At 47.1% G+C, this 24,601-nt stretch carries 20 protein-coding genes; 4 read left to right on the top strand and 16 right to left on the bottom strand.

Features of this window, described 5'->3' with window-relative positions; genetic code table 11:
• Window positions 1-2: 2 nt before the first annotated feature.
• The 4 genes from APB76_RS14985 to APB76_RS14970 form a co-directional block, all read right to left on the bottom strand.
• On the bottom strand, window positions 3-1,607 hold the full coding sequence (locus APB76_RS14985; RefSeq protein ID WP_054961772.1) for a BCCT family transporter: 1,605 nt from the start codon (window positions 1,605-1,607) through the stop codon (window positions 3-5).
• 103 nt (window positions 1,608-1,710) lie between these two features.
• Window positions 1,711-2,706: a membrane dipeptidase gene (locus APB76_RS14980; RefSeq protein ID WP_049845755.1), complete on the bottom strand. Its 996-nt coding sequence runs from the start codon at window positions 2,704-2,706 to the stop codon at window positions 1,711-1,713.
• A 70-nt stretch (window positions 2,707-2,776) separates the two neighbouring features.
• Window positions 2,777-4,237 (bottom strand): aldehyde dehydrogenase family protein, encoded by a 1,461-nt coding sequence (locus APB76_RS14975; RefSeq protein ID WP_054961771.1) that lies wholly within the window; start codon window positions 4,235-4,237, stop codon window positions 2,777-2,779.
• A gap of 74 nt (window positions 4,238-4,311) precedes the next feature.
• Window positions 4,312-4,710: a RidA family protein gene (locus APB76_RS14970; protein ID WP_054961770.1), complete on the bottom strand. Its 399-nt coding sequence runs from the start codon at window positions 4,708-4,710 to the stop codon at window positions 4,312-4,314.
• Window positions 4,711-4,865: 155 nt separating this feature from the next.
• Between APB76_RS14970 and APB76_RS14965 the strand changes: the two genes are divergently transcribed.
• A complete protein-coding gene (locus APB76_RS14965) occupies window positions 4,866-5,741 on the top strand; it encodes a LysR family transcriptional regulator (RefSeq protein ID WP_054961769.1) in 876 nt (291 codons plus the stop codon).
• A 55-nt stretch (window positions 5,742-5,796) separates the two neighbouring features.
• Here the strand turns inward: APB76_RS14965 and APB76_RS14960 are convergent, their stop codons facing one another.
• The 5 genes from APB76_RS14960 to APB76_RS14940 are packed head-to-tail and all read right to left on the bottom strand — an operon-like array spanning window position 5,797 to window position 13,527.
• Window positions 5,797-7,071 carry a sensor histidine kinase gene (locus APB76_RS14960; RefSeq protein ID WP_049845759.1) on the bottom strand — a complete coding sequence of 425 codons (1,275 nt, stop codon included), beginning with the start codon at window positions 7,069-7,071 and terminating at the stop codon, window positions 5,797-5,799.
• The gene (locus tag APB76_RS14955) at window positions 7,068-7,751 is read right to left on the bottom strand and encodes a response regulator transcription factor (protein WP_054961768.1); all 684 of its coding nucleotides are present in this window, start codon (window positions 7,749-7,751) and stop codon (window positions 7,068-7,070) included. The genes APB76_RS14960 and APB76_RS14955 overlap by 4 nt, the downstream gene beginning before the upstream one ends.
• A gap of 40 nt (window positions 7,752-7,791) precedes the next feature.
• Window positions 7,792-10,953 (bottom strand): efflux RND transporter permease subunit, encoded by a 3,162-nt coding sequence (locus APB76_RS14950; RefSeq protein WP_054961767.1) that lies wholly within the window; start codon window positions 10,951-10,953, stop codon window positions 7,792-7,794.
• A gap of 1 nt (window position 10,954) precedes the next feature.
• Entirely contained in the window at window positions 10,955-12,139 is a 1,185-nt protein-coding gene (locus tag APB76_RS14945) for an efflux RND transporter periplasmic adaptor subunit (protein WP_054961766.1), read from the bottom strand.
• Window positions 12,136-13,527, bottom strand: coding sequence for a TolC family protein (locus APB76_RS14940; protein ID WP_054961765.1), 1,392 nt, complete (start codon window positions 13,525-13,527; stop codon window positions 12,136-12,138). Before APB76_RS14940 ends, APB76_RS14945 begins: the two co-directional genes overlap by 4 nt.
• Window positions 13,528-13,722: 195 nt before the next feature.
• On the opposite strand from APB76_RS14940, the gene APB76_RS14935 reads away from it, so the two are divergent.
• The gene (locus APB76_RS14935) at window positions 13,723-14,217 is read left to right on the top strand and encodes a peptidylprolyl isomerase (RefSeq protein ID WP_049845764.1); all 495 of its coding nucleotides are present in this window, start codon (window positions 13,723-13,725) and stop codon (window positions 14,215-14,217) included.
• 37 nt (window positions 14,218-14,254) lie between these two features.
• On the opposite strand, the gene manA is transcribed toward APB76_RS14935, so the two are convergent.
• The 5 genes from manA to APB76_RS14910 are packed head-to-tail and all read right to left on the bottom strand — an operon-like array spanning window position 14,255 to window position 21,873.
• Window positions 14,255-15,442 carry a mannose-6-phosphate isomerase, class I gene (manA, locus tag APB76_RS14930; RefSeq protein ID WP_054961764.1) on the bottom strand — a complete coding sequence of 396 codons (1,188 nt, stop codon included), beginning with the start codon at window positions 15,440-15,442 and terminating at the stop codon, window positions 14,255-14,257.
• A gap of 9 nt (window positions 15,443-15,451) precedes the next feature.
• Window positions 15,452-16,060 (bottom strand): fructose PTS transporter subunit IIA, encoded by a 609-nt coding sequence (locus APB76_RS14925; RefSeq protein WP_054961763.1) that lies wholly within the window; start codon window positions 16,058-16,060, stop codon window positions 15,452-15,454.
• A 12-nt stretch (window positions 16,061-16,072) separates the two neighbouring features.
• Entirely contained in the window at window positions 16,073-17,773 is a 1,701-nt protein-coding gene (locus APB76_RS14920) for an alpha-amylase family glycosyl hydrolase (RefSeq protein ID WP_054961762.1), read from the bottom strand.
• 14 nt (window positions 17,774-17,787) lie between these two features.
• A complete protein-coding gene (locus APB76_RS14915; protein ID WP_054961761.1) occupies window positions 17,788-20,409 on the bottom strand; it encodes a glycoside hydrolase family 38 N-terminal domain-containing protein in 2,622 nt (873 codons plus the stop codon).
• Window positions 20,410-20,469: 60 nt separating this feature from the next.
• Complete coding sequence (locus tag APB76_RS14910) at window positions 20,470-21,873, bottom strand: PTS fructose transporter subunit IIC (RefSeq protein ID WP_049845769.1); 1,404 nt, start codon at window positions 21,871-21,873, stop codon at window positions 20,470-20,472.
• 185 nt (window positions 21,874-22,058) lie between these two features.
• On the opposite strand from APB76_RS14910, the gene APB76_RS14905 reads away from it, so the two are divergent.
• Complete coding sequence (locus tag APB76_RS14905; protein ID WP_049845770.1) at window positions 22,059-22,706, top strand: MurR/RpiR family transcriptional regulator; 648 nt, start codon at window positions 22,059-22,061, stop codon at window positions 22,704-22,706.
• Here APB76_RS14905 and APB76_RS14900 read toward each other — a convergent pair.
• On the bottom strand, window positions 22,703-23,548 hold the full coding sequence (locus APB76_RS14900) for a DMT family transporter (RefSeq protein WP_054961760.1): 846 nt from the start codon (window positions 23,546-23,548) through the stop codon (window positions 22,703-22,705). The genes APB76_RS14905 and APB76_RS14900 overlap by 4 nt on opposite strands.
• 189 nt (window positions 23,549-23,737) lie before the next feature.
• Here APB76_RS14900 and APB76_RS14895 point away from each other — a divergent pair, with 189 nt between their 5' ends.
• Window positions 23,738-24,079: a rhodanese-like domain-containing protein gene (locus tag APB76_RS14895; RefSeq protein WP_049845772.1), complete on the top strand. Its 342-nt coding sequence runs from the start codon at window positions 23,738-23,740 to the stop codon at window positions 24,077-24,079.
• Window positions 24,080-24,094: 15 nt separating this feature from the next.
• Here APB76_RS14895 and APB76_RS14890 read toward each other — a convergent pair whose 3' ends face one another.
• A complete protein-coding gene (locus APB76_RS14890; RefSeq protein ID WP_054961759.1) occupies window positions 24,095-24,583 on the bottom strand; it encodes a DUF1993 family protein in 489 nt (162 codons plus the stop codon).
• Window positions 24,584-24,601 lie beyond the last annotated feature (18 nt).

Here is a 24,601-nt window from a genome sequence, read left to right as displayed (position 1 = left end):
AATTAAAGCCCTTGCTCCTTGGCCATCTTCATTGCGATCTGAGGTGCATTCCACAGCGAAGGCAGCAGTATTAGAGAGACAGGCACTGCCGTAATAACAATGAAAGATTGCAGTGCAGATACGCCTCCTGAGCCAAGCGAGATGAGTATCAGAGCGGTCACCCCCATCGCCACACCCCAGAAAGTACGCACAACGGCATTCGGTTCTGTTTCACCACTGATCACAACACTGATGGTGTAAGTCATCGAGTCGCCTGTCGTGACAATGAAAATCGTGGTCAAGATGAGGAACAGAATCGAGACAAGCATTGGCAGTGGTAACTGCTGTGTTACTGCAAGTAGAGCTCCCGGTAAGTTAAACCCTTCAAACGCTTTACTCACACTGCCCGGTTCTGCAATTTCAAACGCTAAACCTGAACCACCAACAATGGTGAACCAGAAACAGGTCGTCAGTGGCGCAATGATGCTAATTGTCGAAATGATCTGGCGAATGCTGCGTCCACGTGAGATTCGGGCAATGAAGATCGCCATCATTGGGCCATAACCTAGGAACCAGCCCCAGAAGAACACCGTCCACCAGCTCAGCCAACCTTCATCTCCGCGGTAGGTCGCCATTGGGATAAAGTTATCCAGCATGCTACCGACACCTTGAATGTAACCATTAAAGATAAAGTCTGTTGGCCCAAACAGTAGGATGTAGATCATCAGCGCAATCGCCAGAATCACGTTGTAGCGACTGAGCATTTGCATGCCACGATTAAGACCACTCAACGCAGATAGGGTATACAGAGCAATCGCAAACAGAATGATAATAAGTTGCGTGCTAAAGCCATCAGGAATATCAAATAGCACATTTAACGCGTAGCTAACCTGTAAGCCAAGGAAGCCAATTGGCCCAATGGTGCCAGCCGCCACAGCGATAATACAACACGCATCAATCAGTGCACCGGTATGGCCTTTGAGGGCGCGCTCACCAATCACAGGGTAAAGCAAAATACGTGGCTTAAGCGGTAGGCCTTTGTCGTAATGCAGATGCATGACAACAATCGAGGTTAAGCTGCCAACAATTGCCCAAGCGAGGAATCCCCAGTGCATGAAGGATTGCGATAGCGCATTGACCGCACCTTGCTGTGGATTATCCTGTGCCCCATATAATGGCGGTGGGCTCACGTAATGAGCGATAGGCTCAGCCGCCGCCCAGAATACGCCACCACCAGCAAGCAGAGTACAGAAGATGATCGCCATCCAGCGAAAGCCATCCATCTCAGGTTTGGCCGAACCACCAAGAATCACCTTACCTGTTCGCCCTGCAGCGAGACCAAGACCAATAAGAAAGGTGAGAAGAAGCAGTATTTGCCAGTAAGGTCCAAAGACCTGCACTGACCATGCAAAGCCAGCATTGACTAAGCTTGATAGCAGCTCACCATCATAGAGCGCGAGTGCAACGAAAAGTGCGATAAAACCGCCACTGTACCAAAAGGCTGGGTTACTCAAACCCAGCTTATCTGGAGAGTTTTCGGTGGCAGGCGTAGTGTTGTGTTTTGCTTGTGGCTTACCCGATGACACGTTCATAGGGTTCGCTTTCATGCTATTGGTTAAATCAGACATACTCTGACTCCAGACTGTTTTGCGGCAGCCGACGACTGGCAGCAAAAGTTAAATTAACACCTGCCTTATTATTGTTGTGTTGGCAGGCTGTTCCTTGTTTGGGTTACTGCTCTGAAATAGGCTCGAGTCCTTGTTTGAGGAAATTAAACCAGTTATCACCCAGTATTTGTCCCGCCTCAGATTCACTGAATCCATGGCGCATTAATCCGTTGTAGATGTTCTCCATCCCCTTACTGCCACTAAACCAAGGCAGCGCATCTGGCCAACCTGAGTTACTGGCCGAGCCTTCGCCGTAATCCATCGCTTTCGACCAGCGACCATTGCGCATCCACTCCAGAACTTGCTGTGGTTGGTTAAGGCACAAATCACTGCCAATACCCAAGTGGTCAACACCAAACAGATCAGCCGTTTTCGCCACCATTTGGCAAAAATCATCCAACGTGCACTGGCTGCCATTTGGCAAATGGAAGGGGTACAAACTAAAACCAAGTAAGCCGCCACGTTGTGTAAGTGCTTTGAGCACGGTGTTGGATTTGTTTCGCAGTGCATCATGAGCAAACGTCGGGTTAGCGTGGCTAATGCAGATTGGTCTTGAAGAGAGGTCGATGGCTTCTAGCGTTGAGCGCTCTGCACTGTGAGACATGTCGATGATCATACCAACGCGATTCATCTCTTCGATCGCTTGTTTGCCAAAGCGAGTAACGCCTGAGTCATTCTGCTCATAGCAACCTGTCGCCAATAAGCTCTGGTTGTTATATGTCAGTTGCATGATTAGCAAACCTTGGCGGCGCATTACTTCTATCAGGCCAATCTCATCATCAATAGGCGAGCAATTCTGAGCGCCGAAGAAGACGCCGACTTTGCCCTGCTGTTTCGCCTTTTCCACATCTGCCATGGAATAAATCGGCATGATGAGGTCTGCGTTTTGCTCGAAGCGAAGGTTCCATTCGGCAAAGCGAGTTAGGGTCTCACGTGCATTTTCGTGATAGACGATAGTGGCATGAACAGCAGTGATGCCACTCGCCTTAAGGGTTTGGAAATATTCACGATCCCAATTGCAGTATTGCAATCCATCTATCACAATCCGTTGTTGGTACATAACCACTCCTTAAACGTTGAATCGCCTTTAATTGGGAAGCAGATAATGTTCTGCCTCCCACGGTCAGAGCCTAATAAGGGCGTTGGTAAGCGGTTTTCACCACGGTGTAGAATTCTTTCGCGTATTGACCTTGTTCGCGCGGGCCAAAGCTAGACTCTTTGCGGCCACCAAACGGTACGTGGTAGTCGGTGCCTGCGGTAGGTAGGTTGACCATTACACAACCGGTCTGCGCTTGTTGTTTGAAGATGGCGCTATTACGCAAGCTTTGCGTAATGATGCCGCCAGTCAAACCAAAACGGGTATCGTTGGTAACAGCGATGGCTTCATCAAGGTCAGCTACTCGAATCACACTCGCCATAGGTGCAAACACTTCCTCTTGGTTCACTTCCCAACTGTTTTGGGTATTGAGGAATAACGTTGGCGACATGTAGTAGCCGTCGTGCGCTAAGTTAAGACGCTCGCCACCAAAGGCCAGCTCAGCACCACTTTGACGCGCCTTTTCAATCCACTCGAAGTTCGCTTCTAGCTGATTACCGTCTACAACTGGCCCCATAAAGATTCCTTCATCAAGTGCATGACCAACTTTCAGCTCGCCCATACGTTTGATCAGCGCTTCAACGTAGGCGTCATGAATGCCATCCATGACCACTAATCGAGATGAAGCAGTACATTTCTGACCTGCACCAGAGAAAGAGCCAGCAATGGTCGCTTCTACCGCAATTTGAATGTCTGCATCATCGGCAACCACCAAAGCATTTTTACTGCCCATTTCTAGCTGGCAGCGCACAAAGTTTGGTGCGGTGGCAGCGGCGACTTTACGACCCGTATCGACAGAGCCAGTAAAGCTCACGCCATTGACCTCTTTCGAGTTAATCAAGGTGTTGCCCACCTGTGAGCCACTGCCGAGTACTAGGTTGAACGTGCCTGCTGGCAGACCTTGGCGATGAATGATTTCGGTCAACGCCACGGCACTTGCCGGTGTCAGATTGGCAGGCTTCCAAACCACGCTGTTACCAAACGCCAGGGCCGGAGCAATCTTCCACGCCGCCGTTGCCGTAGGGAAGTTCCAAGGAGAGATAATGGCAATAACGCCAACCGCTTCGCGAGTTACTTCAACGGAGACGCCTGGACGGACGGAGGCAGCGTTATCACCAATTTGGCGCAGCACTTCCGCCGCAAAATATTGAAAGAACTGACCTGCGCGGTAGATTTCTCCGCGTCCTTCAGCAAACGGTTTACCCTCTTCACGTGAAAGCAGTCTACCTAGTTCATCACATCGCTCAATCAGCTCATCACCAATCGCTTGCAACACCGCCTGCTTGCGCTCCATTGGCGTGTTTTCCCACTCGGGCTGCGCGTGCTTGGCAACTTGAATCGCTTGCTCGACTTGAGCCTGACTCGCTTGAGCAAAATTGCCCAGATCTTCATTGATGTCCGACGGGTTGATGTTGGTTACGGTATCGACGCCTGCTTGCCATTCGCCGCCAATATAAAGTGCCTTTTCTGCTTGAACATTGTTAATAAAAGTCATTGCTCTTTCCTTGTTCTTGTTTGACTGACGAGATCAATCAGTTTCAATGATTAGGGTCTGTTGCCCTTAGACAGTTACTCTGGCTGACTTGCCGACGCGTACACCACAAACTCCACCAGCATTTCTTCGCGTGCTAAACCCGCAACTACCATGGCAGCGCGATTTGGATAAGGAGCTTCAAAATACTCGGCATAGACCTGATTAACGGTTTTGAGGTATTCGCGATCGGTCACGTAGATAAGCACCTGCAGCACCGAATCAAGCGACTCACCTGCGCACTCTAGGGTATGCACGAGATTGTTAAATGTCTGTCGAGTTTGCGCTTCAATGCCGCCGTCTACCACCGCACCAGTGTCATCGATAGGGATCTGCGCCGTGTATAGGGTTCCGTTGTTAACAATCGCCCATTCTAGGGGAGCCTTAGAGGCAAACAGAGCGGTTTTTACTGGGTGTTTTTTCGTTTGAGTATTCACGTGCCTTTCAACCTTTGTAACAACTTTGTTTCAAGATGGTTAAATCATGCCCATTGACAGGTGATAAATCTAACGGTAAATTTTTTACATTCGATAAGTTTTATTTATCACTTTCTATAACATCAGACATACTAAGGGATTGAAAAGGTGGTCAGATGAGTATCAAGCTTCAACAATTAAAGCATTTTGTGATGGTGGTCGAAGAAGGCGGTTTTCGCGCTGCGTCTCATCGCGCCAATCGCTCTCAGGCAGCATTATCCACATCAATAAAAGAGCTGGAAAAGATACTCGGGCAAGTATTATTTGAACCGGGAAACAAAGCCAAATTAACGCCATTCGGCGAAATATGTTTACCTAAGATCATTCAGTTTCTCAATATCTACAATGCACTCGACAATGACTTACGTGCCGCAGCGGCAGGTCAACAAGGCAGAGTAAGAATTGCCAGTGTCCCCTCTGTAGCAGCGAAACTTATCCCAAGTGTGCTAGGTGCGTTTTGCGAGCAGTACCCGAATGTGGAAGTGAGCTTGATTGATGACAATGCGGCTGGTGTAGAAGAGCGTCTGCTATCTGGTGAAGTAGATCTGGCGCTAGGTAATCCTTCTCACCTTGATGAAGGTGGGATTAACTTTACCCCGCTACTGTCTGACCCAATTGGTGTCGTATGTTTACACGACAACCCTATCGCCAAACAGCCAGAAGGTATCGCTTGGCAAACCTTGCTTGAGCAGCCGTTTATTCGCAACGGAACCTGTACCCTACTCGACCCAACTCCTGCGCGTGCTTTGAGCCAACAAGCGCTCTATTCGGTAGAAAACATTACCTCACTGTTCTCTGTATTGGAACTTGGGATAGGTGTAACGACTCTGCCTAAACTGGCCTTTCCAACCAATGAAACTCGCTTAGTGTGGATTCCTCTTATCGATCCACCACTGGAAAGACAGATTGGAATCTTCACCCTGAGTGATCGCACCATCTCGCCGCAAGCCAAAGCTTTTCATGATTTGTGTATTGAGTATTTAAACTACTAATTAAATAGACACTGAGCTTTATCTTGGGTCACAGCTAAGGGGCTCATGATCCAACTTATCGCAATTTATCCGGTGCTGAGTCGCGCTCAGTAAGGACAAGTTCAACCCGGTAACCTGAGTCCATCACGCGATTCTCATAATACCAACCATACTGCTTGATCAATCTTTCAGTTAATTCCAGCCCTAACCCGAAACCAAGCTCATCTTTTATGTCTCCGGGCGATATATTGTGGTTTGTGATAATCACTCGAGTGCCAGATTGCTCAATGGTAACTTCACCTTGATAGGTATGTTGAAACGCATTGCGGATCAGATTAGTAATGATGATTCGACAAAGTCCATGTGGTAACGAGAACATAGCTTCATCAACATTGATACTGACACTAACCTCTTTTCCTTGTAGCAAATATTCCAGTTCATGATCAATCTGAACAATGAGTTCACCAATAACCAGATCATCAAATGGCAGCGTTTTATCATCTTGCCGATTTAGCCAAAGCAACGTTTCGGTCAGGTCTGTCATGGTATACCCGGCTCGCTCAATTCGCTCCAATACTTCAAGCTGCTTTTCCTGCTCTAGCCGTCTGACAATCATTTTTCTCAGAAGCTCCGCGTTAGTTCGGGTAACCGCAATCGGTGTCCTCAATTCATGGCTGGCATAGCCCAAAAAGCGCTGCTCTCGCTCCAGCCCCTCCTGTACAGAGCTCAAGCTAGATTTAATGATTTCAGCCAATGTATTCAGTTCACTGTAATCAAATTCCGGAATGGGCTGACTAAGTTTTTCGTTGTCTAGCGATTTGGCCCAACCTTTAAGTTCTTCGACAGGTGTCGATACACTGCGAATAAAAGCGACAATTATCAGAGAAAATGCGGCAATGGCAGTCAATGCGGTAAAAATGATGTAGACAAACTGGGGCATTTCACCGGGGGAAAACTCATTATTGACTAGCAGCATTGAGGCATAACGCACGTCTCCATGATGTTCCATTTTCATTGCAAAGTAGCCCGCTTTAGGCGGTTCAATTAAAGGGATGCCAACTATTTTTTTGAGTACTTCATTAATGACCAAATCATCTGGGTTTAGGTTATCTTGAATTGGTTGTGGTAAGTCTTGCCAATGTCTGGCAACGGTGAGGTCATTGAATTTCACCGGATTGTCATCCACCAGTTGGATTTGATAGGCTTGGGTTCGCATGAATCCGTTCATTGCCAAGTCCAGCCCCGAGAAGAAATAACTCACAGCGACACCAGACATAGCCAGAATGGTCAAAGTTCCGGTCAGCAACATGGCAAACAAAAAATAGAGCCTCAAGCTACGCCTAATTTTCATTGGAAAGACTCTTTTTTCAAGGCAAAGCCACGACCAGCTATCGTCTGGATCAGTTTTGTCTCGAAGCTGTTGTCCACCGCCTTCCTAAGATTAAACATGTGAACCTTTAGGCTGTTACTATCTGGCTGTTCATCCCCCCAAACGCACTGCATCAGTTTTTCACGGGAAACCGTATTGGGACTCGCTCGAACTAAAGTTTCAAGTAGCTTGAAGCCGATGGGAGAGAGCTTTAGCGGTGTATTCGCCCGGGTTACGGTCTGGGTTTGTAAATTAACTTCCAGATCCGCAACACAAAGCTTATTTACCTGTCCGCTACGTCGACGGGATAATACCTGAGCACGAATGATCAGCTCTTCCATAGCAAATGGTTTCACTAAATAATCATCGGCTCCTTTCGAAAACCCCGTTAACTTGTCATCTAGAGTATCTTTTGCCGTTAGCATAAGAACAGGTACATCAACACCCTGCTCTCGTAGTTTCGCGCATACTTCCAGGCCATTCATTTTAGGCAGATTAAGATCAAGAATCACTGCGTCATATCGTCCTTGCTCGGCGAAACTAAGGCCTGACAGCCCATTTGAAGCATGGTCACATTGAATGTCTTCTAGGGCGAGGTAGTCTACTATCGCCTTTGCCAAATCCAGATCATCTTCAACCAGTAACAACTGCAAATTACCCATGACTACCTCTTACTCTATGAAACTACTATTAACTTAGACGCTATAAACTCTGAGCGAGTTTTTTCTCGCCAAATATTGTTGTCTTTATATTGTTCACGCCATTGTTAATGTCACATTGGATCATTAACAGTGATGGGGTAAGGACCAACGTGATCATGGTGGCAAACAAAATACCGTAACCCAATGCTGCTGCCGCAGGAATCAGGAATTGAGCCTGCATCGATGTTTCACTAAGCAATGGTGCCAAACCAGCAAATGTAGTCACTGAAGTCAGTAATACGGCTCTTAGTCGACTGCTGCATGACTGGACAATCGCGTCAGCCACTGGAATTTTATGATTTCGCGTCAGTTCATTAAACCTTGATACCAATAGCAGGCTGTCATTTACAACGACACCGCTTAAAGCGAGAATACCATTCAACGACAAAATACTAATAGTCAGATCATTCCACCAGTGACCCAAGATTGCTCCTACAATACCAAACGGAATCGCAACCATAATGATCAGTGGCTGAACGTACGACTTGAGTGGAATCGCCAATAAAGCAAAGATCACCACCAGAGCTATAAGGAACGTTGATTCCATAGACTCCGTTGATTCCTGCTGCTGTTCCGCTTCACCAGTAAAGTCGATTTTCAATGTCGGATAATCCGCCTTAAGCATGGGTACAAATGTTTTCTCTAACTGAGCAACCAGTTCATTCGAAGACACCACATCTTTATCGACCACTGCGGTTAGATATACCGCACGAAGATTATCTATACGTGTTATTTCTGCTTGCTGATAGTCCGAATAGACATTAGCAACCGACAGCATAGGCACAACTCTGCCTTCAGGAGTACGAACACTCGATTGCTGAATGTCAGCCAACGTTTGACGGTCACCTTCTGGATAACGGACACGAACTTTAACTTCATCCTTCCCGCGCTGGAAACGCTGGACAATATCACCACCGAAGGATTGCAGTACCTGCTTCGCGAGGCTAGAGGTATTCATGCCTAATGCACGTCCCTGCTCTGTCAGTTCAAAGCGATACTGAGGCTCCCCAAGATCTAGGTTGTCATCAATACCACTTACACCAGGTGTGTTTTCCAGAGTCTGTTTAAAGATATTGCCTGCTTGCGTGAGAATGGTATCGTCACTAGCTTTCAGTTCCACTTTAAAGTTATCCACCATTTCCTTTGAAGAGAGCACTTTAAGCTTCTTCATGCCTTCCATTTCTCCAGACATCTGCAACCATAAGTCAGCAAACTCCCCAGAGCTGTAACTGGCATCGGAAGACAGCTCTACCTGTACGGTACCTGTACGATCTTCATCGGCAATCACCTGAACACTGGAAATATACGACGTATTCTGACCACTGGATTCAGCTTCTCCCTTCAGTTGCTGGTCGGCCTTCACAGCATTGGCTTCCAGTTCAAGAAGATTTTTTTGAGTCTGACCAAAGCTAGTATCATTGTACATACTGATTTCAGCGCTTACAGTATCACCAGCGATATCAGGGAAGAACGCGATTCTTACCGCCCCTGTTATCGGCATACCAATCGCCAGAATAAACAGCGCTACAAACCCCATAACTACCGCATAGCGAAACTTTAACGCCAGCTTAATTACCTGTTTGTAAACCTTGTGGTTAAACCACTCCAATCCGCTGTCCGCACCTTGCTGAATTCGGTTCCAAATGCCCTTCTTTTCACTCCTATGCGTGTTGATATGAGCAAGGTGTGACGGAAGAATAAATTTTGACTCCACTAAGGAAAGCAACAAACAGATAGTCACTACAGTCGCAAACTGAGCGTATATTTGGCCCATTTTTCCATCAACCGCGGCAATAGAAAGAAATGCAACAACCGTCGTCAGCACGCCGAAAACAGTCGGCGCAGCAACTTTCAATGTCCCGGAGATCGTATTGTTGAGAGTATCCCCCTGAGCTCGCCGGGTTGAATAAATACTTTCCCCCACCACAACTGCATCATCGACGACTATTCCCAAAGCCATGATAAAACCAAAGGTGGTCATCTCATTGATGGTTAAACCCGTAAAGGAGTCTGTCATAAAGAACAAGGTGCCGAAGAATACGAACGGTAAGCTCGCCGCAACCCAAAACGCCACACGAATATTCAGAAACAGCGCCAGTACAATAAAGACCAAAGCAATACCGGTGAGAGCATTCTTAGCCAGCAATGACAGTCGGTCTTTGATCAGAGTGCTCTTGTCATACCAAGTTTCAATGCTGATGTTTTCAGGTAACAAATTGCCGCTTCGCCACTGCTCAACGACCTTTTTAGCCTGGTCCACAATTTGCACTACATCGCTGTACTCATCCATCACGATCTGGATGCCCATTGCATTACTTTGGTTATAACGAGACAGGCTGAACGTATCTTCCTCAAATGTATCCGTTACACGTGCTATATCGCCCAATGTGATTTGACTTCCATCAGCATTGGTCACAACCGGAATCGCTTTAAAGTCTTCGATTTCGTAGGCCTGCTCTGACACCTTTAGTCGTACCGTCTTCTCGTCATTGCGCAAACTGGTTGAAATACTGGTAGACGATTCCGCATTGATCGCATCTGACACGTCGGTCAGTGTCAGGCCATACGCTTGTAAGCGACTTTCGTTGACCTCGACAGAAATCATAGGATCAACTTCAGCTTTAATTTCCAGATCGCGAATGGCACTTTCTGCGAGCAAATCTGCTTTGAGTTGTTGTGCCAAATCTTGCAGTGTACCTCGATCAGCATCACCATAAAGTTGAACCCATAAAGCGTGATCTTGCATTCGATCCTTATCAATCACTGGGTTGTCAGCTTCTGTCGGCAGGTTGTTGATGGCGTCCACTTTCGTTTTCACGTCAGTCAGCAAAGCATCGAGACTGTAGCTGGTCTCTTTCTCGATTGAGACATGGCTACCAGAGGCACTTGAAGTAGAGGTAATACGCTTAATACCCGCGACCGTCTCCAAAGCCTCTTCAATCTTTATCGATATCCCCTCTTCTGCTTGAATAGGGTCACCACTATCATAATTAACAGACACAGTCACGATGTCCGGTTCCATACTTGGGAAGGCTTCCTTACGCAGTGAGTTCACCGAAAGCAGACCGACGATAATAACTCCTAGCATAAGTAGGTTTGCCGCAACCGGATTCTGTGCGAACCAGGCGATCATACCCTTGGGAGTACTTGGTTGTTGCTCCATATTACCCTTCCTCACTTGGCGTCACTTTCATACCTGGCTTGAAGTTACTCAGTGGTCTCAGCACCACCAAAGCAGCTTCTTCAGCCGAAATTGGAGTTACATACACTTTGCCATCACGGCCAAACTGTTTGCTGACGTTCGACTTTTGCAGCAGACCTTGCTCATCTACTGTCCAGATTTCACTTTGTTGGGAAATCGCTGATGCTGGCACTTCCCACAGCTCGTTCTTTTCTGCACCACTTAATGTCGCTTTAACGAAGGTGCCCGGATAAAGGGGGGTGCCCGCTTCAAGAGGGTTATCGACTACAACTACCAGAGAACGCTGGCGAGTTTCCTGAGTCACATGCTGGAACGACCTATCAACCTTACCAAGCCATTGATGTGCACCACTACTATCAGTCAGCGTCACCTGCCAGTCACTGATGTCATTTGAGGTCGGCAAATTCCCCCACTGTTGCTCCGAAAGCGGTACTTCCACTTCAACTCGTTCCACACTGTACAAGGTGGCAACAGCGCCACCAGCGCTCAGATAACTTCCCGGCTGGACATCTCTGCTCACGACAATCGCGGTAAATGGAGCGCGTATCACTGTATCTTTTAGGTCTTTCTCTGCGCTCTTTAATGCCTGTCTTGCATTGGCCAATTTAGCTTCGGCACTGGCGAGTTGAGGCTCTCTGAGCACCAATGGTGAGTTCGGCTCTCCACTTAGACCTGAACGCTGCCACTCAGATTTCGCCTGCTCTCCCTCACGCTGTTCTTCTAAAAGCTCAAGCTCAGCCGTCGCTACGTCAGATTTGGCTTGAGCCAACGCCTGCTGATACCCAGTATCATCCAGCTTTGCCAATATCGCACCTTTGGTCACCACTTTGCCTGTCTCAAACGCATCCGACAATGTTGCCACTCGACCACTGACTTCACTGGCGTAGTTGAGTTGATATCGAGAACGGGTTTCGCCATAACCGACAACCTCGGCCTGATAGCTGCCACTACTTGTTGTCTGCACCGCAACTTGCTGAAGTTTTAGACTTTCTTCTATTGATAGTAGCGGCGCAACGTCAGTCACTTGCTGTTCAGATGGACTGCTCTCGCTCGCTTGCGCCATGTGACTACCGATGTAGCCAATAGCTGCGAAGATACTTCCTGCAGCGGCAAGCGTAACCGCTAAGGTGATGGCATTTTTCTTCATGATGATACTCCTAGGCCCAGAGCTAGGCCTAAATCAATTCGGTTTAATAGACGTTGATAGGTGGCTTCAACTAGCTGTGCTTCTGTGTTGTAGGTCTGCTGCTGAACGGTCAGTAAATCAAAGATGTCGACCAAGCCTGTACGATACTTCTCTTCGTAACTGACAAAGCTACGCTTCGAGCTTGTGAATGCCTGATTGAGGTGCAACTGCTGCTTTTCGAGCGAATACTCTTGCCCCACTGCGTTCTCAACTTCATTGATCGCCTTCAGTAGAGTTTCCTGATAAGTCCAATAGTTTTTCTCTGTGGTGAATTGAGCAATTTCAGCCTGAGATTTGAGCTTTCCCCCCTGGAAAAGTGGTGCCGATAGTTGCCCGAGCAAACTCCATAATGGGTTAGTCAACAAAGCTTCACTTGGTGACTGCGCAATATCAGTCAGGCTTGCTGTCAAACTAAAAGACGGCAGCATAGCTTTGTAAGCCGCATCGGTACGAAGGGCTTCAGCCTCGATATTGTAGAAGGCTTGCTGCAAGTCAGGGCGACCAGCCATGTTCTGCTGAGCAAGAGAATCAAGAGGGTTCACGACTTCTGGAAATGTCATGGCTACCTCTAGCTGCTGCAACTCGGATTGCCACTGGCCGGTAAGTAATTGAAGGCTACGTTTGCTTTGTGCAAGGTTTTCCTGATACTTCGCCACTGTAGAGCGGCTAGACGCGGTACTGGTTTTGGCATTATCTAAATCTTCCAGACTGCCTAACCCCACCTGATACCGTTCTAACACCAGCACTTCATTGTTTTGCTGCACACCAAGCCTTCTCTGCTCTATATCAAGTAATTGCTGGTTAACGCTGATTTCCAACCAACCACGCATGATATTAGCGGCTAATAGATCTTTCGCGGACTGCAGGCTTGCCTGAGAGGCCGCGACATCTTTTCGTGCAGCCTCGCTACTATCTGCGAGTTTCTGCCACAGATCTAGTTCCCAGCTTACTGTCACTTCTCCTGTATAACTGTCATCTGCATCTTGTTTGGATTGACCTTTAAAGCTCGCATTAGCCGTTGGTAACTGGTCAGCAACGGTCACGCCCTGCTGCGCATAAGCAATTTTTAACGCAATAACACTTTGTTGCAGGCTTGGGCTATGCGCGAAAGCGGCATCAAGGTACTTCTCTAGTTCAGGTATTTGAATTAAATCGGTTAGCAGAGTCGCCTGCTCGGCTTCGTCAACTGCCGCATCGAGTTGTCTATCTGCTACCACTTGTTCGAGCAGCTGCTCTATCGACTGAGTGCTATTCAGTTGCGCTTGTCCGGCATAATTGGCATCGGTCCCTGTCGCACAGCCCATAACACCAGCCAGCATCAGAGCAAGGATGGAATATCGCAATGTCATTGTTGTCTTCTCCCACTATTGTGCAAGAAAAGTAACAAACACGGGGGTTAAGGCTCGGTTAAGGCTTCAAGGAAAAGTTGAAACCTTGAGTTAATGGCACGCTTCTTGGGAAAACACCTGGTTGAAACTGATTAATATTCTCTATAAGCGAACCTTGCTATAATTGTGCGGTTTCTTTCCAACTGAGTAATAACAATGATTATTTTATCAACCACTTATGGCGATATTGAAATTGAACTAAACATGGAGAAAGCTCCTGTCAGTTCTAAGAATTTTTTACGTTACTGCCAAGAAGGATTTTATGAAGGCACGATTTTTCACCGTGTGATTGACGGTTTTATGATTCAAGGTGGCGGTCATATCGAAGACATGACTGAGAAAGAAACACATGCACCTATCGCCAACGAAGCAAACCGCGGCTTAAAGAATAAAACGGGAACCATCGCTTTCGCTCGCACTGACGCCCCGCACTCTGCTACAGCGCAGTTTTTTATCAATCTAGACGACAATGACTTTCTTGATCACACCGCTAAGACCAACCAAGGCTGGGGCTATGCTGTGTTTGGTAAAGTTACCGCAGGGATGGATGTGGTAAACAACATAAGTAAAGCAATGACTGGCAGTAAGAAAGGCCACGATGACGTGCCTTTAGATACAATTAAGATCAACAAAGTGACTGTCTCTGAGTAAAAAAATCCCCAAGCTGAAACTTGGGGATTTTATAACCTTAATTGTAGGCGCGTGCTAGAGTACCGTTGCCTTGGTAACTGTACATACCCGAGTCATTGCTAATAAACACTGATTCTCCTGGTTTTAGTCGCAACGATTGCTGATTCACTTCAACCTGAACATCCCCCTCAACACAGAACAGAATCTCAGCACTACGAAGGTATTGACGCTTGATCGCGTCATTGGCAGTCAAGATATCAAAACCAAAGTCATCGACTGGAATTGGGTAACTCAACTTTCCTTCTTTGTAGATCGGTGCCAGCTTGATTTGCTCCGGATTGGTAGAGACAAACAAGGTGTTATCAATTAACTCATCCACATCAATATGCTTGGGTGTTAAGCCTGCACGCAGCACATTGTCTGAGTTGGCCATGATCTCTAGCCCAGTGCCTTGAACATAGGCATGCGGCGTTTCAGCGTGAAGGAACATAGCCTCACCCGGCGCTAATTCAATCGTGTTAAGAAACAGCGGAGAGAACAATCCAATATCACCCGGATAGTGCTTGTTAAACTCCGCCACATACTCAAACACTTCACGCATTAAGGCGGTTTTTGGGCCACGTACAAATGCTTGATCAAGCTGCTTTAAAGCGCTGGTTTTTCTCTGTTCACCCAAAGACATTATGGCAGTGAAAAACTCACGTAAGCCATCGCTGTTTGGCCTCGCTTCAAGCGCGCTCACCTCAGCATCTAAGCTTGCAATAGCCGCCTGTTGAAACAGATCGATGATCTGACTAATAGGCCGAAAGCCATTCATCGCTTTGTAAAAGGTTAACGCATACACCAGCTCAGGCTTGTGGTTCGGGTCCTTGTAATTACGATGGGCAGCGTTAAGTGCAATCCCCTGTTCATTTTCACGAGTGAATCCTGCTTCCGCTTTGTGTTTACTGGGATGAACCTGAATCGATAACGGCGCTTCTGCCGCAAGCACCTTAAATAGATATGGCAGCTCACCAAAACGCATCGCAGTGTAGTCCCCAAATATACTCTTGCTGTCTTGGGCAATCACTTCAGAAAGCAGCTCTCCCGTCGCTGCGACACGCGAACATCCATTGGGGTGTGCGCCCATCCAAATCTCCGCTTGCGGTTGGCAGTCCGAGTTATCGATTCCAAACATTTTAGAAATCGACTCTTTACTGCCCCACGCGTAGTTTTGAATAACGTTATCCAGTTTAAAAACAGACACAACGCACCATTAAAGTAATAGGAACAGGAATGCTGAAATCAGTACGCCCGCACCAAGCACCAACGGATAAGCAAAGCGACTAAGATCTTGCGCCAGCTCTTCGGTTGAATTTGGCTCTTCTTGAGCTGACTCAGGTGACTGCTCTGCGTAACTTTCTGCCTCTTGTCCTGCACCAAATAGCGCCATCACTTGTTGCGGAGAGTTTGCTGCTTGCAGTTGGTCACGAAAATCATCATCCACCAGTGAAGAAGTCAGCGTGGTAAGCACTTCCATATGGGTCGATCCAGCTTCTGCTGGCGGAATAGCCAACAGGAAGATCATGGTCACCGGCTCATCGCCATCTAGACCTTTCCACTGCATCTCATCTTTAACAAACGCGCAGGCAAACACCGGCTCTTTTACGGCTGGCGACTTACCATGTGGCACCGCTAAGTATTCACCAAGAGCCGTCGGGCCTTCGTCTTCACGTTTAAGCACGGCTTCGAGGAACTGGTCACGGTCGGTTAACTTGCCCGCTTGATTAATTTTGTCGACCAAGGCATTGATCGCCGCGAAGCGTCCATTAAAGGTAGCATCGAGCATGATTAGATTTTCAGACGTTAAGTTAGCTAGTTTCATCATAAACTCCTACTACTTCGCTTGCGGCTGAGTCAGCCAGACAAATTGATATGGTTTAAGTGTAAATTGCGCGTCAAACTCGCGCTGTGAAATCAGATCCAAACCACCTGTTGCTAGCGACACTTCCGCTGCTTGTTGCGATAGGTTGACCACAAATTGAATCGCACTTTCACCTTCACCGCGTTTAAGTCCAAACAGTCCATGACCTAGCTCTAGCACTTGCTGAGATGAGCTAGGTGAGAACGCTTTTTGCTCTTTACGCAGTTGGAGAAGACGAGTCATTTCAGTGTAAACACGTTGACGTAAAGAGCCCTCTTGGGCCAGCTCAGTTTCTAGCTGAGCAAAGTCAAACTTCTCACGGTTGATACGACGATTAATGCCCGAATCCAGCATGCCTTGTACATCATTTTCACTGCCAAGTAAGCTGTGATAGTAAACCGCAGGCACACCGATAAACGAGAGCAAAATAGATTGCGCGGCTAGGAACTTGCTCGCTTTTAACTCGTCACTATCATTAAGCTCCGTCACCGCACTCAGGTAGTTGATATTCAGTTCGTAAGGCGATTTAGTACCGTCACCGTTATTCTTGTAATTAACTCGTCCACCTTTGCGTTCAACTTGCTGACACATCATCTGACGGTCTTCATCGCTCAAAATGCCTTCTGTTGGTCGCACGCCAATCCCATCATGGCTAGCAAGAAAGTTAAAGTAGGTTGTCTTGCGTCCCGAATTGAGAGACTCCATCGCCTCTGCCGTTAAACCTTTGGCCCAAGTTGTTAATACTTGGCTATCTTGGCTTAAGAATGCGTGCAAGGTTAATGGTGGCAGTGGGAACTGATACACCATGTGCGCTTCATCGCCTTGACCAAAGTAAGAGATGTTCTCTTTGTGCGGCACATTGGTTTCGGTGATCAACAGAGAGCCCGGCATCACCTCGTCGAGCACTATGCGCCACAACTTAATGATCTCGTGAGCCTGCTCTAAGTGAATACAGGTCGAGTTCAGCACTTTCCAGATAAAACCAATTGCATCTAAGCGAACTGAGCGACCACCATTTGCCGCGTACATCAGCAAAATATCAATGCTTTCGAGCAGGACTTGTGGGCTTTGAAAGTTAATGTCGATCTGGTCTTCTGAGAAGGTGGTCCACACATGAGTTGTCTCACCCGAAGCCTTGGTAAACGGTGTTAGGAGCGATAAGGCGCGGGGGCGCGTCACACTCGAATAATCCAGGCTTGGGTCAGACTCAATAAAGTAATCTTGATAAGCTTCATCACCCGCTAAAAAGCGCTGAAACCAGTCACTGCTTTTAGAGATGTGATTAATCACGCAGTCATACATCAAGTCGAAATTTTCAGCTAATGCGTTAAGCTCGCTCCAGTCGCCTAAGTTAGGATCAACTTTGCGATAATCAACCACACTAAAACCATCGTCTGAGGTGTATGGGAACATTGGCAAGATATGAATGTTGCTCAATGCGCCATTCAGGTACTTATCAGCAAAGGTTTTCATCGTCGCTAAGGTTGGTTGACCTTGCTCTTGGACACTGTCGCCGTAAGTGATGAGATAAGATGTGGTCTCATCGACCCAGTTGGCGTACTGCGGTGCTTTGCCTTGCCATTTCTCAACTAGAGCAAGAATATCTTGGCTAATAGTATCAGCTTGCTCATCACCATAGAGCAAAGCGACTTTTTGATAAATTTTCTCGTTCATTGTGCTCTACTCCACTAGATTCTAAAGCCAATTCGCAGGTCGATGGAATTGTTCGGTTTGACTGACCACTCTTGTTCCACACTCTGTTCACGGTAGTTCACACGCTCCACCTGAGCAAAATGGGCAAATGCTGTGGTATCAAGCTTCTGAACCTCCTCTGTCGCATTAAACAGGCGCACAATAACGGCATTATCTTGATAGAAGGAGTGACCAATGCTTGAAAGCGTCAATGGCTGATTGACTTCAAATAGACTGAATGACTTAACCGCTGAACGCGCATCAAAGCGAACTTGGAAGCGTTCGAGACGGTTTTCAAAGCTGTTGAGTGACTGCTTCTGATAGCTAAATGGCATGTCTAGATATTGGCTTTCTAAGGCTCGCAGCACTTGATGGCTGGCATCAGTCGGCATGGCAATCGAGAAAGCAAAGCTCATCGATTTTTGCAGCTGAGCATCTGGCGTATACACAACAGTATTGTTGATGCCGGAAGCACGCCCCGGGCGCCACAACAGATCATCTTTACCTAGCTTGCCCGTTGCTTTAAACAGCGTTAGCGCAATCACATCACTCTGTTCACCTGGCAAAACTTGGAACTCTTTCAGGCCGCGACCATTAATCACCACCGCTTTACCTGCTTGCTCAATCGCAATCGCACCATCTGTGGTTTCAATATCAACCGGACACTCACGGAAGCGCGCTTGCCAGCCTTCAACACTCGGGGCAATTGGACGCGTCATCACAGCGAATGGCTGAGTGGCCACTGATTCCTGGCTTTGTACATCGGAGTTAATCAGTACACGAACGCGGTGGTCACACGCCTGATTTACAGTGTCAATGGCCACTTTTAGCTGCTCGTCGTTGGCATCTAGTGTCAGTGTAATTTCAAAACTGGCTTGAATCAGCTCATTGCCTTCTTGACGCGACTCTAAATCTGAAGGCACTGGCATTGTTGCCAGCAGCGTCATTGTCTGCTCAGTCTCACCTACTTGGCTAGATAACCAAGTAAACTCATTGAGGAAACGTGGCGCGTCCCCTTCTAAAGGTGAGAAATCGTAAGAGTCACCATCATCTGCTTGCTCTTCAAAGCGCAATAGTTGCTCGATCATGCGACCTGTCACCTTGTTGGCTAAGCTAAGTTCACCATCTTTCAGCGAGACAGTTAACGCTGAGTTTTCAATCATTTGAACGTCACTGTTCTGTGTAAGCATGGCTGAGTCTGACTCAACCACTTGGAAAACTTGGTAACCCATAGCAGCTAGGTTGGACACCTTCACGTTCAGCTCAAATCGGTAGTAAGGCGGCACAGCGACTTCTTTCTCACCATCTTTGGTCACTTCAATGACCTTGCCACCATCTAAGGTTTCGCGCGCTAGAATTTCGGTCGCAAGCAGAATTTTACCATCAGACAGAGCAATAGACGGATGCTTAGAGAAAGCGATGATTTTAGCAACACCGTTAAATGGTGTGATTTGGCCGTTAAAGATCATCACTTCATTGTCGTCACATGCGCTGCTGCCGATCTCTTTCACGACGAGGTTATATAAGCCGTGACAGATTTCTTCAGCTTGCTTTAGACGGTGCATAATGTCTGCGTTAGTGGCATCGCTATTGCACCCGCCCATGCTGTCATGCGCGTGACATTCAAGGATCTTCTTCCAAGCCATGTCCACCAGCTCAGTGTGAACTGTGATGCCTTGCGCCTTGGCAATCGCAATCACGACTTCAAGTTTCTTGAGTAAGAACTGCTCAATCTCGAAGTTGAGTTTTTTAATGTCGTAGCGAACAGAGCCAATGGTCTTATGGATACGGGTGTATCGCGGCGCTTTGAATTCACCTTGGTAAGTCTCAAATTCATTGCTGTTGCGGCGAAGAAAATCAACAAAGTGTTCCATCGATGAGATGGTGTAGACGTCTCCTGCAGGCGAACGTTCGCTGGCTGCTTGCAAAGTTTCCGGTAGGTTCGGGTCAATGTTGACCTGATCGCCACCTGATGGGATCAGCACTTCATCGAGACCTGACAGCGACTTAATCTTGTCAATCATCGGGAAGATTTTTTTGTCTAGGTGCTCTGCATCTGGAACGATGTTTTTCGCCGCGCCGTAACCATGAACTAGATTGTAAGCGTAGATTGAATCTCCACCTTGCGACTTCCAGAAGAAGTGCGATTTTTCTACGTGTTGGTCGTAATCAATACCACGCCAAAATACGATGTTATCGATCCCCATTCCCTTGAACAGTGTTGGCATTTGCGCGTTGTGGCCAAAAGTATCCGGCAGGTAACCGACCTTCATACTATGGCCTAGCTCTTCCGCGATATGCATTCCGTATTTCAAGTTGCGGATAATCGATTCGCCTGCCACATTGTAGGTATCAGTCTGAGTGTACCAAGGGCCGATAAACAGTTTTTTATCGCTCACCAATTTAGCCATACGCTCACGCATGTACGGCAGCACTTTCAGGTAATCTTCAACAATCGCAGATTGACCATCTAGGTGGTAGCAGCTGTAGCTTGGTTGATTCTCCAAAGTCTCAATCACTTTGGTGAAGTTATAAGTTGCCAGAACGTCACTGTCTTGCTGAGTAAAATACCACTCACGATCCCAGTGAGTGTGAGGAATGACATGTACTTTTGCCATGGGGAAACTCTCGATAAATTCTTGATAGTTTGGGGAGGCGAACCTCCCCGCTAGACGTGTTTAGGCTTTTGCGTGGTCTGGTTTAGTGCACAGCAGTAGAGCGATTGCAATAAACATAGAACCCGCGATAACAGAAATGGTGTAGCTGATTGGGTCAGAAGATAGGAACCATCCCCAAACGGCTGGTAGTGGTAGGCTTTGCCATACGTTGAGAACGACAGCCAGTTGCGTACCGATAATTGAACCCAGAATCATGATTGGAATCATCTTCGGATTTTTCAGAATGAATGGAATCGCACCTTCTGAGATTCCGATTAGGCCCAGCATCAGAGAAGTTTTACCGACCGTGCGCTCTTCACTTGAGAAAACTGGTTTGCGGAACTTGCCATCCAGCAGCGCCGCGATACCCACGCCAATTGGTGGAATAACAATACCCAACTCACGAGCAATCAAGTCAAAACCTTCTCCCATGCCATTTAAGCCAAGTGCGACCGAACCTGCGGCTTTGTTGATTGGTCCGCCCAAATCAAAGGCTGTACCAGCTGCTATGACCATTGAGTAGACACCTCGACCTGCATCTCCAGCTTGAGTAAACAGGTCGATCATCGCCAAATTCAACGCTCCGAAGAATGGGTTAATCGCATATTCCATGGTCAGCACCATGACGACTCCCGTCACTGCAGGAACAAGCAGCATGGTCTTAAGCGTGGTCAGTTCGGTTTTGACCTTAATCACATCATTAAGGTAGCGAACCAGATAACCAACGAGGAAACCAATCGCAATTGCGCCGAAGAAGCCTGATGGCGCCCAGCCTTCTAAATCAAAGAAACGCTTGTAAGGCTCATCAGTCATTAACCCACCGATAAAGGCAGGGATCAGCGCAGGTTTACCAGCAATCGAATACGCTAGGTAACCCGCAAAGATTGGATACATAAACTTGATGGTCATGAAACCAAGTTTATCTAGAGTTTGGATAGGTGTACCTGAGATATCGATGAACTCACCAGTGATTTTCGCCACCGCCATCAGCAGGCCACCAAGAACCACGACTGGCAGCATGTAGCTGATACCCGTCATAATATGGCCGATAGCGACTTGGTAAGCAGAGCGCTTTTCATCATGCACTTCTACATCTGCATCTGATTTCTCTTTGCCGCGCAAAAATACTGTTGGCAGCAAATCATCTACGCGCTTGATCAGCTCTTGAGTACGAACCTGAAGTGGATTGGTGTTGTCGAAACGTTCCATATCCATGATTGGTACATCAACCGCCAGCACAACGCCGTCTGCGGTTGCAATATCATGAGCAGTGAGTTTATTTTTGACACCATCACTTCCCTGCGTTTCGACTTTTACTTCATAACCCTGCTTTTCAGCCCAGGCTTTGATTTTTTTAGCCGCCATAAAGGTGTGTGCAATGCCAGTAGGGCAAGCGGTCACTGCAACGAGTTTTTTCTTACTCATGGTTGTTCACCGTTATACTTATCAACTGCGGCAAGTATATTTATCGATGATGTACCAAGGTACAGTTTCCTCGTACTACCCATGTATGACGATACTTTTGTGATAACTATCAAGGTAATTTCCCGTATTTTAACGCCTAATAATAACCATTCTGTCATTACGTCTTTGTTAGGTAAGTGTAAGCGATGAATACCTTTAAAGGGATCGAACGAGTCATATATGAGTACCTGATCAGTCACGCCAAAGAGCTAGATTCAGTTTCGGCCAAGACGATAGCCAATAAGGCCTTGACTACAACAACATCGGTAAATCGGGTGTGCAAAAAGATGGGCTATGCGAGCTACACCGAGCTCAGATATAAGCTCGCCGACGACCTGAATAAAGATGTCTCCCCAACAACTCAGGGAGATGACCAAGCTCAGCGAATCGATAAAGTTGCCAAATCACTAACTAACTCACCCGTGGTGTATTTATATTCTCGCGGCGCTTCCATCGTTAGTGTTTCATACCTGTCACGCTTTCTTTCCCTCGCAAACATTCCTCACCTAGTGATTACCGATATTCATCAACTGGCTCGGGCAGAGTCAGGAACAGTCATCCTAATAAGTAAATCAGGAGAGACTCAAGCTGTGGTCGATATGGCCCACAATGCAAAGCGCAAAGGACTAAAGGTTTTTGCGATCAGTCATTTGGGCTCAACATTGGCGGGCATAGCGGGTATCAACCTTGATTTGGAAGAACAGGTTGATGGCATTTCTCCGTATCATCGCGAATCTCAAATCCATATCTTAGAGCTAGTCGATTTGATCGGACGAGAGCTGTTAGCGGGCTAATTCTTTGCTCCTGCAGTGAAGATAAGGGCAATCCCACCCAAAACTAGCAATGATGAGATAGCAGCGATCAGCGTTATCGGCTCACCTAATCCTATACTTCCCGCGGCAAAGGCTATAACGGGCACCGCTAACTGAGAGACAGACGCCTGGAGGACTGAGATATGCTTGACAACTTGGTACCATAAGATGTAGCCAAACCCAGAAGCAAAGACACCCGACAGTAACGCCCATACAACACCATCAGCTGTGATAGTCTCTATTGAGACCAGTAGTGGGCTGACAGCAAAAGCAAGCACACTTGCGAGCATAAAACCTTGAGTAATAGACACTGAAGCAACGCTATTTTGGCGCCCTAACAGGGTAAAAATGCCCCAACAGATGCCAGAAACAAGCATTAAAGCAGCGGCACTCAAACTCGGAGTCTCAGCCGACGGTAGCATCAAAACAGTAAATCCAGATAGAGCCACCCCGATACCCAGCATCTCTTTCGCACTTAAGCGATTTCCAGAAAGAACGTGAAACGCCACTAAAGTCAGCTGCACCATACCAAACAGAATCAAAGCGCCGGTCCCCGTACTGAGCTGGGTGTAAGCATACGAAAAGCAAACTGCATAACCAAAAAGAGAGATGCCTGACCACCAGCTGTGTTTATCAGTAAAGAAGCAATAGCTCATTTGACCACGCCAACTTTGAATAAGCAGCAGTGTTACCGCTCCGGAGACCAATCGTAGCCAAGTGAAAGAACCCGGATCAATAGCGTGATTCGCCAACGCTAGGCGACAAAAGAATGAGTTGGCGGCGAAGGCGATTAGCGCGACGACGAGTAGTGAAATAGTATGCATGAGTATCCCTTTTAGCTAGAAGAGTGTAGTGGGTAATCAAGCGCTTGTAATAGCTTTTATCATTCTGGTTAAGACGGATTGGCTATAAAGAATCAGACATAAAAAAGCCAGCCAGGGATTGTGACTTATCTCGCGGCGAAAAAAGACGAATCAGATATGCTGAGTTAATCAAAGCAAAAGGGAATCGCCATGAAGCGCCTAACACTACTTTTTACGTTAATGGCTGCGCTAAGCCTTCCAGCTTTCGCCTCTGAGCGAGCAGAGATAGGCTGGCAATGGATAGAACAAGGTGCAGTGATTGTTGATGTAAGAACGCCACAAGAGTTCGCAGGCGGACATTTGCCACAAGCCGTAAACTATCCGCTCTCAGCGTTAAACATTCACTTTGCCGATATCGCTAAAGAGACTCAGATAGTACTGTATTGTCGTAGTGGCAATCGTTCAGGGAAGGCCTATCAGTACCTAAAAGCGAAAGGCTTTACCAAGTTACATAACGCTGGCGGCTTGATAGAGATGCAACGCGCTAAGTAGTAAAGGGATTTGACGCTATTTCACAAAACTAAAACCTTCAGGGTAAGAGTGGAGCCCATCAAAATCTCCCTTACTTAAAGGGACATCATGCGTTTTTGCTATCGCATAAACCATGCTCATATGAAATAAAATGTTGGGCACAATATAAACGTGGATAAACTCCGACTCAGGAAGCTCAACCTCAGAAAATCCCGCCTTGTCCCTTAAAATCTTAGTGTCATCATAGCTTGCTCTACCCTCAACACCACTAAGATAGCTTAACGTCGCATCTATTTGCTCTATGACTGGCAGCTTGCCACTCTCTTCACGAAACAAAGAAACCGTTTCAACACCAAGCAAAGGGCAGCAACCGCGCAAAGTAAAGTTAGCCGCTATTTTGGCGTGCATTTCCAATGAAAACATACCCTCTGCCAATGAAGTATCAAATACTTCAGACGGTACTTTTACAACCATCTGCCTTAACTGAGTCAGATAGCGCTGAAAAAGTATATAAGTGTTGATCATGTGACCTCTTTGGTTGAA

The organism is Vibrio bivalvicida (assembly GCF_001399455.2).
GTDB classification, from domain to species: domain Bacteria; phylum Pseudomonadota; class Gammaproteobacteria; order Enterobacterales; family Vibrionaceae; genus Vibrio; species Vibrio bivalvicida.
This window is presented reverse-complemented; position numbering and strand designations above follow the sequence as displayed.

What these genes read in the sequence shown, in the direction of transcription:
- APB76_RS14985 (WP_054961772.1), bottom strand. Translation starts at nt 1,607, where the DNA reads ATGTCTGATTTAACCAATAGCATGAAAGCGAACCCTATGAACGTGTCA.
- APB76_RS14980 (WP_049845755.1), bottom strand. Translation starts at nt 2,706, where the DNA reads ATGTACCAACAACGGATTGTGATAGATGGATTGCAATACTGCAATTGG.
- APB76_RS14975 (WP_054961771.1), bottom strand. Translation starts at nt 4,237, where the DNA reads ATGACTTTTATTAACAATGTTCAAGCAGAAAAGGCACTTTATATTGGC.
- APB76_RS14965 (WP_054961769.1), top strand. Translation starts at nt 4,866, where the DNA reads ATGAGTATCAAGCTTCAACAATTAAAGCATTTTGTGATGGTGGTCGAA.
- APB76_RS14960 (WP_049845759.1), bottom strand. Translation starts at nt 7,071, where the DNA reads ATGAAAATTAGGCGTAGCTTGAGGCTCTATTTTTTGTTTGCCATGTTG.
- APB76_RS14955 (WP_054961768.1), bottom strand. Translation starts at nt 7,751, where the DNA reads ATGGGTAATTTGCAGTTGTTACTGGTTGAAGATGATCTGGATTTGGCA.
- APB76_RS14950 (WP_054961767.1), bottom strand. Translation starts at nt 10,953, where the DNA reads ATGGAGCAACAACCAAGTACTCCCAAGGGTATGATCGCCTGGTTCGCA.
- APB76_RS14945 (WP_054961766.1), bottom strand. Translation starts at nt 12,139, where the DNA reads ATGAAGAAAAATGCCATCACCTTAGCGGTTACGCTTGCCGCTGCAGGA.
- APB76_RS14940 (WP_054961765.1), bottom strand. Translation starts at nt 13,527, where the DNA reads ATGACATTGCGATATTCCATCCTTGCTCTGATGCTGGCTGGTGTTATG.
- APB76_RS14935 (WP_049845764.1), top strand. Translation starts at nt 13,723, where the DNA reads ATGATTATTTTATCAACCACTTATGGCGATATTGAAATTGAACTAAAC.
- APB76_RS14925 (WP_054961763.1), bottom strand. Translation starts at nt 16,060, where the DNA reads ATGAAACTAGCTAACTTAACGTCTGAAAATCTAATCATGCTCGATGCT.
- APB76_RS14920 (WP_054961762.1), bottom strand. Translation starts at nt 17,773, where the DNA reads ATGAACGAGAAAATTTATCAAAAAGTCGCTTTGCTCTATGGTGATGAG.
- APB76_RS14915 (WP_054961761.1), bottom strand. Translation starts at nt 20,409, where the DNA reads ATGGCAAAAGTACATGTCATTCCTCACACTCACTGGGATCGTGAGTGG.
- APB76_RS14910 (WP_049845769.1), bottom strand. Translation starts at nt 21,873, where the DNA reads ATGAGTAAGAAAAAACTCGTTGCAGTGACCGCTTGCCCTACTGGCATT.
- APB76_RS14905 (WP_049845770.1), top strand. Translation starts at nt 22,059, where the DNA reads ATGAATACCTTTAAAGGGATCGAACGAGTCATATATGAGTACCTGATC.
- APB76_RS14900 (WP_054961760.1), bottom strand. Translation starts at nt 23,548, where the DNA reads ATGCATACTATTTCACTACTCGTCGTCGCGCTAATCGCCTTCGCCGCC.
- APB76_RS14895 (WP_049845772.1), top strand. Translation starts at nt 23,738, where the DNA reads ATGAAGCGCCTAACACTACTTTTTACGTTAATGGCTGCGCTAAGCCTT.
- APB76_RS14890 (WP_054961759.1), bottom strand. Translation starts at nt 24,583, where the DNA reads ATGATCAACACTTATATACTTTTTCAGCGCTATCTGACTCAGTTAAGG.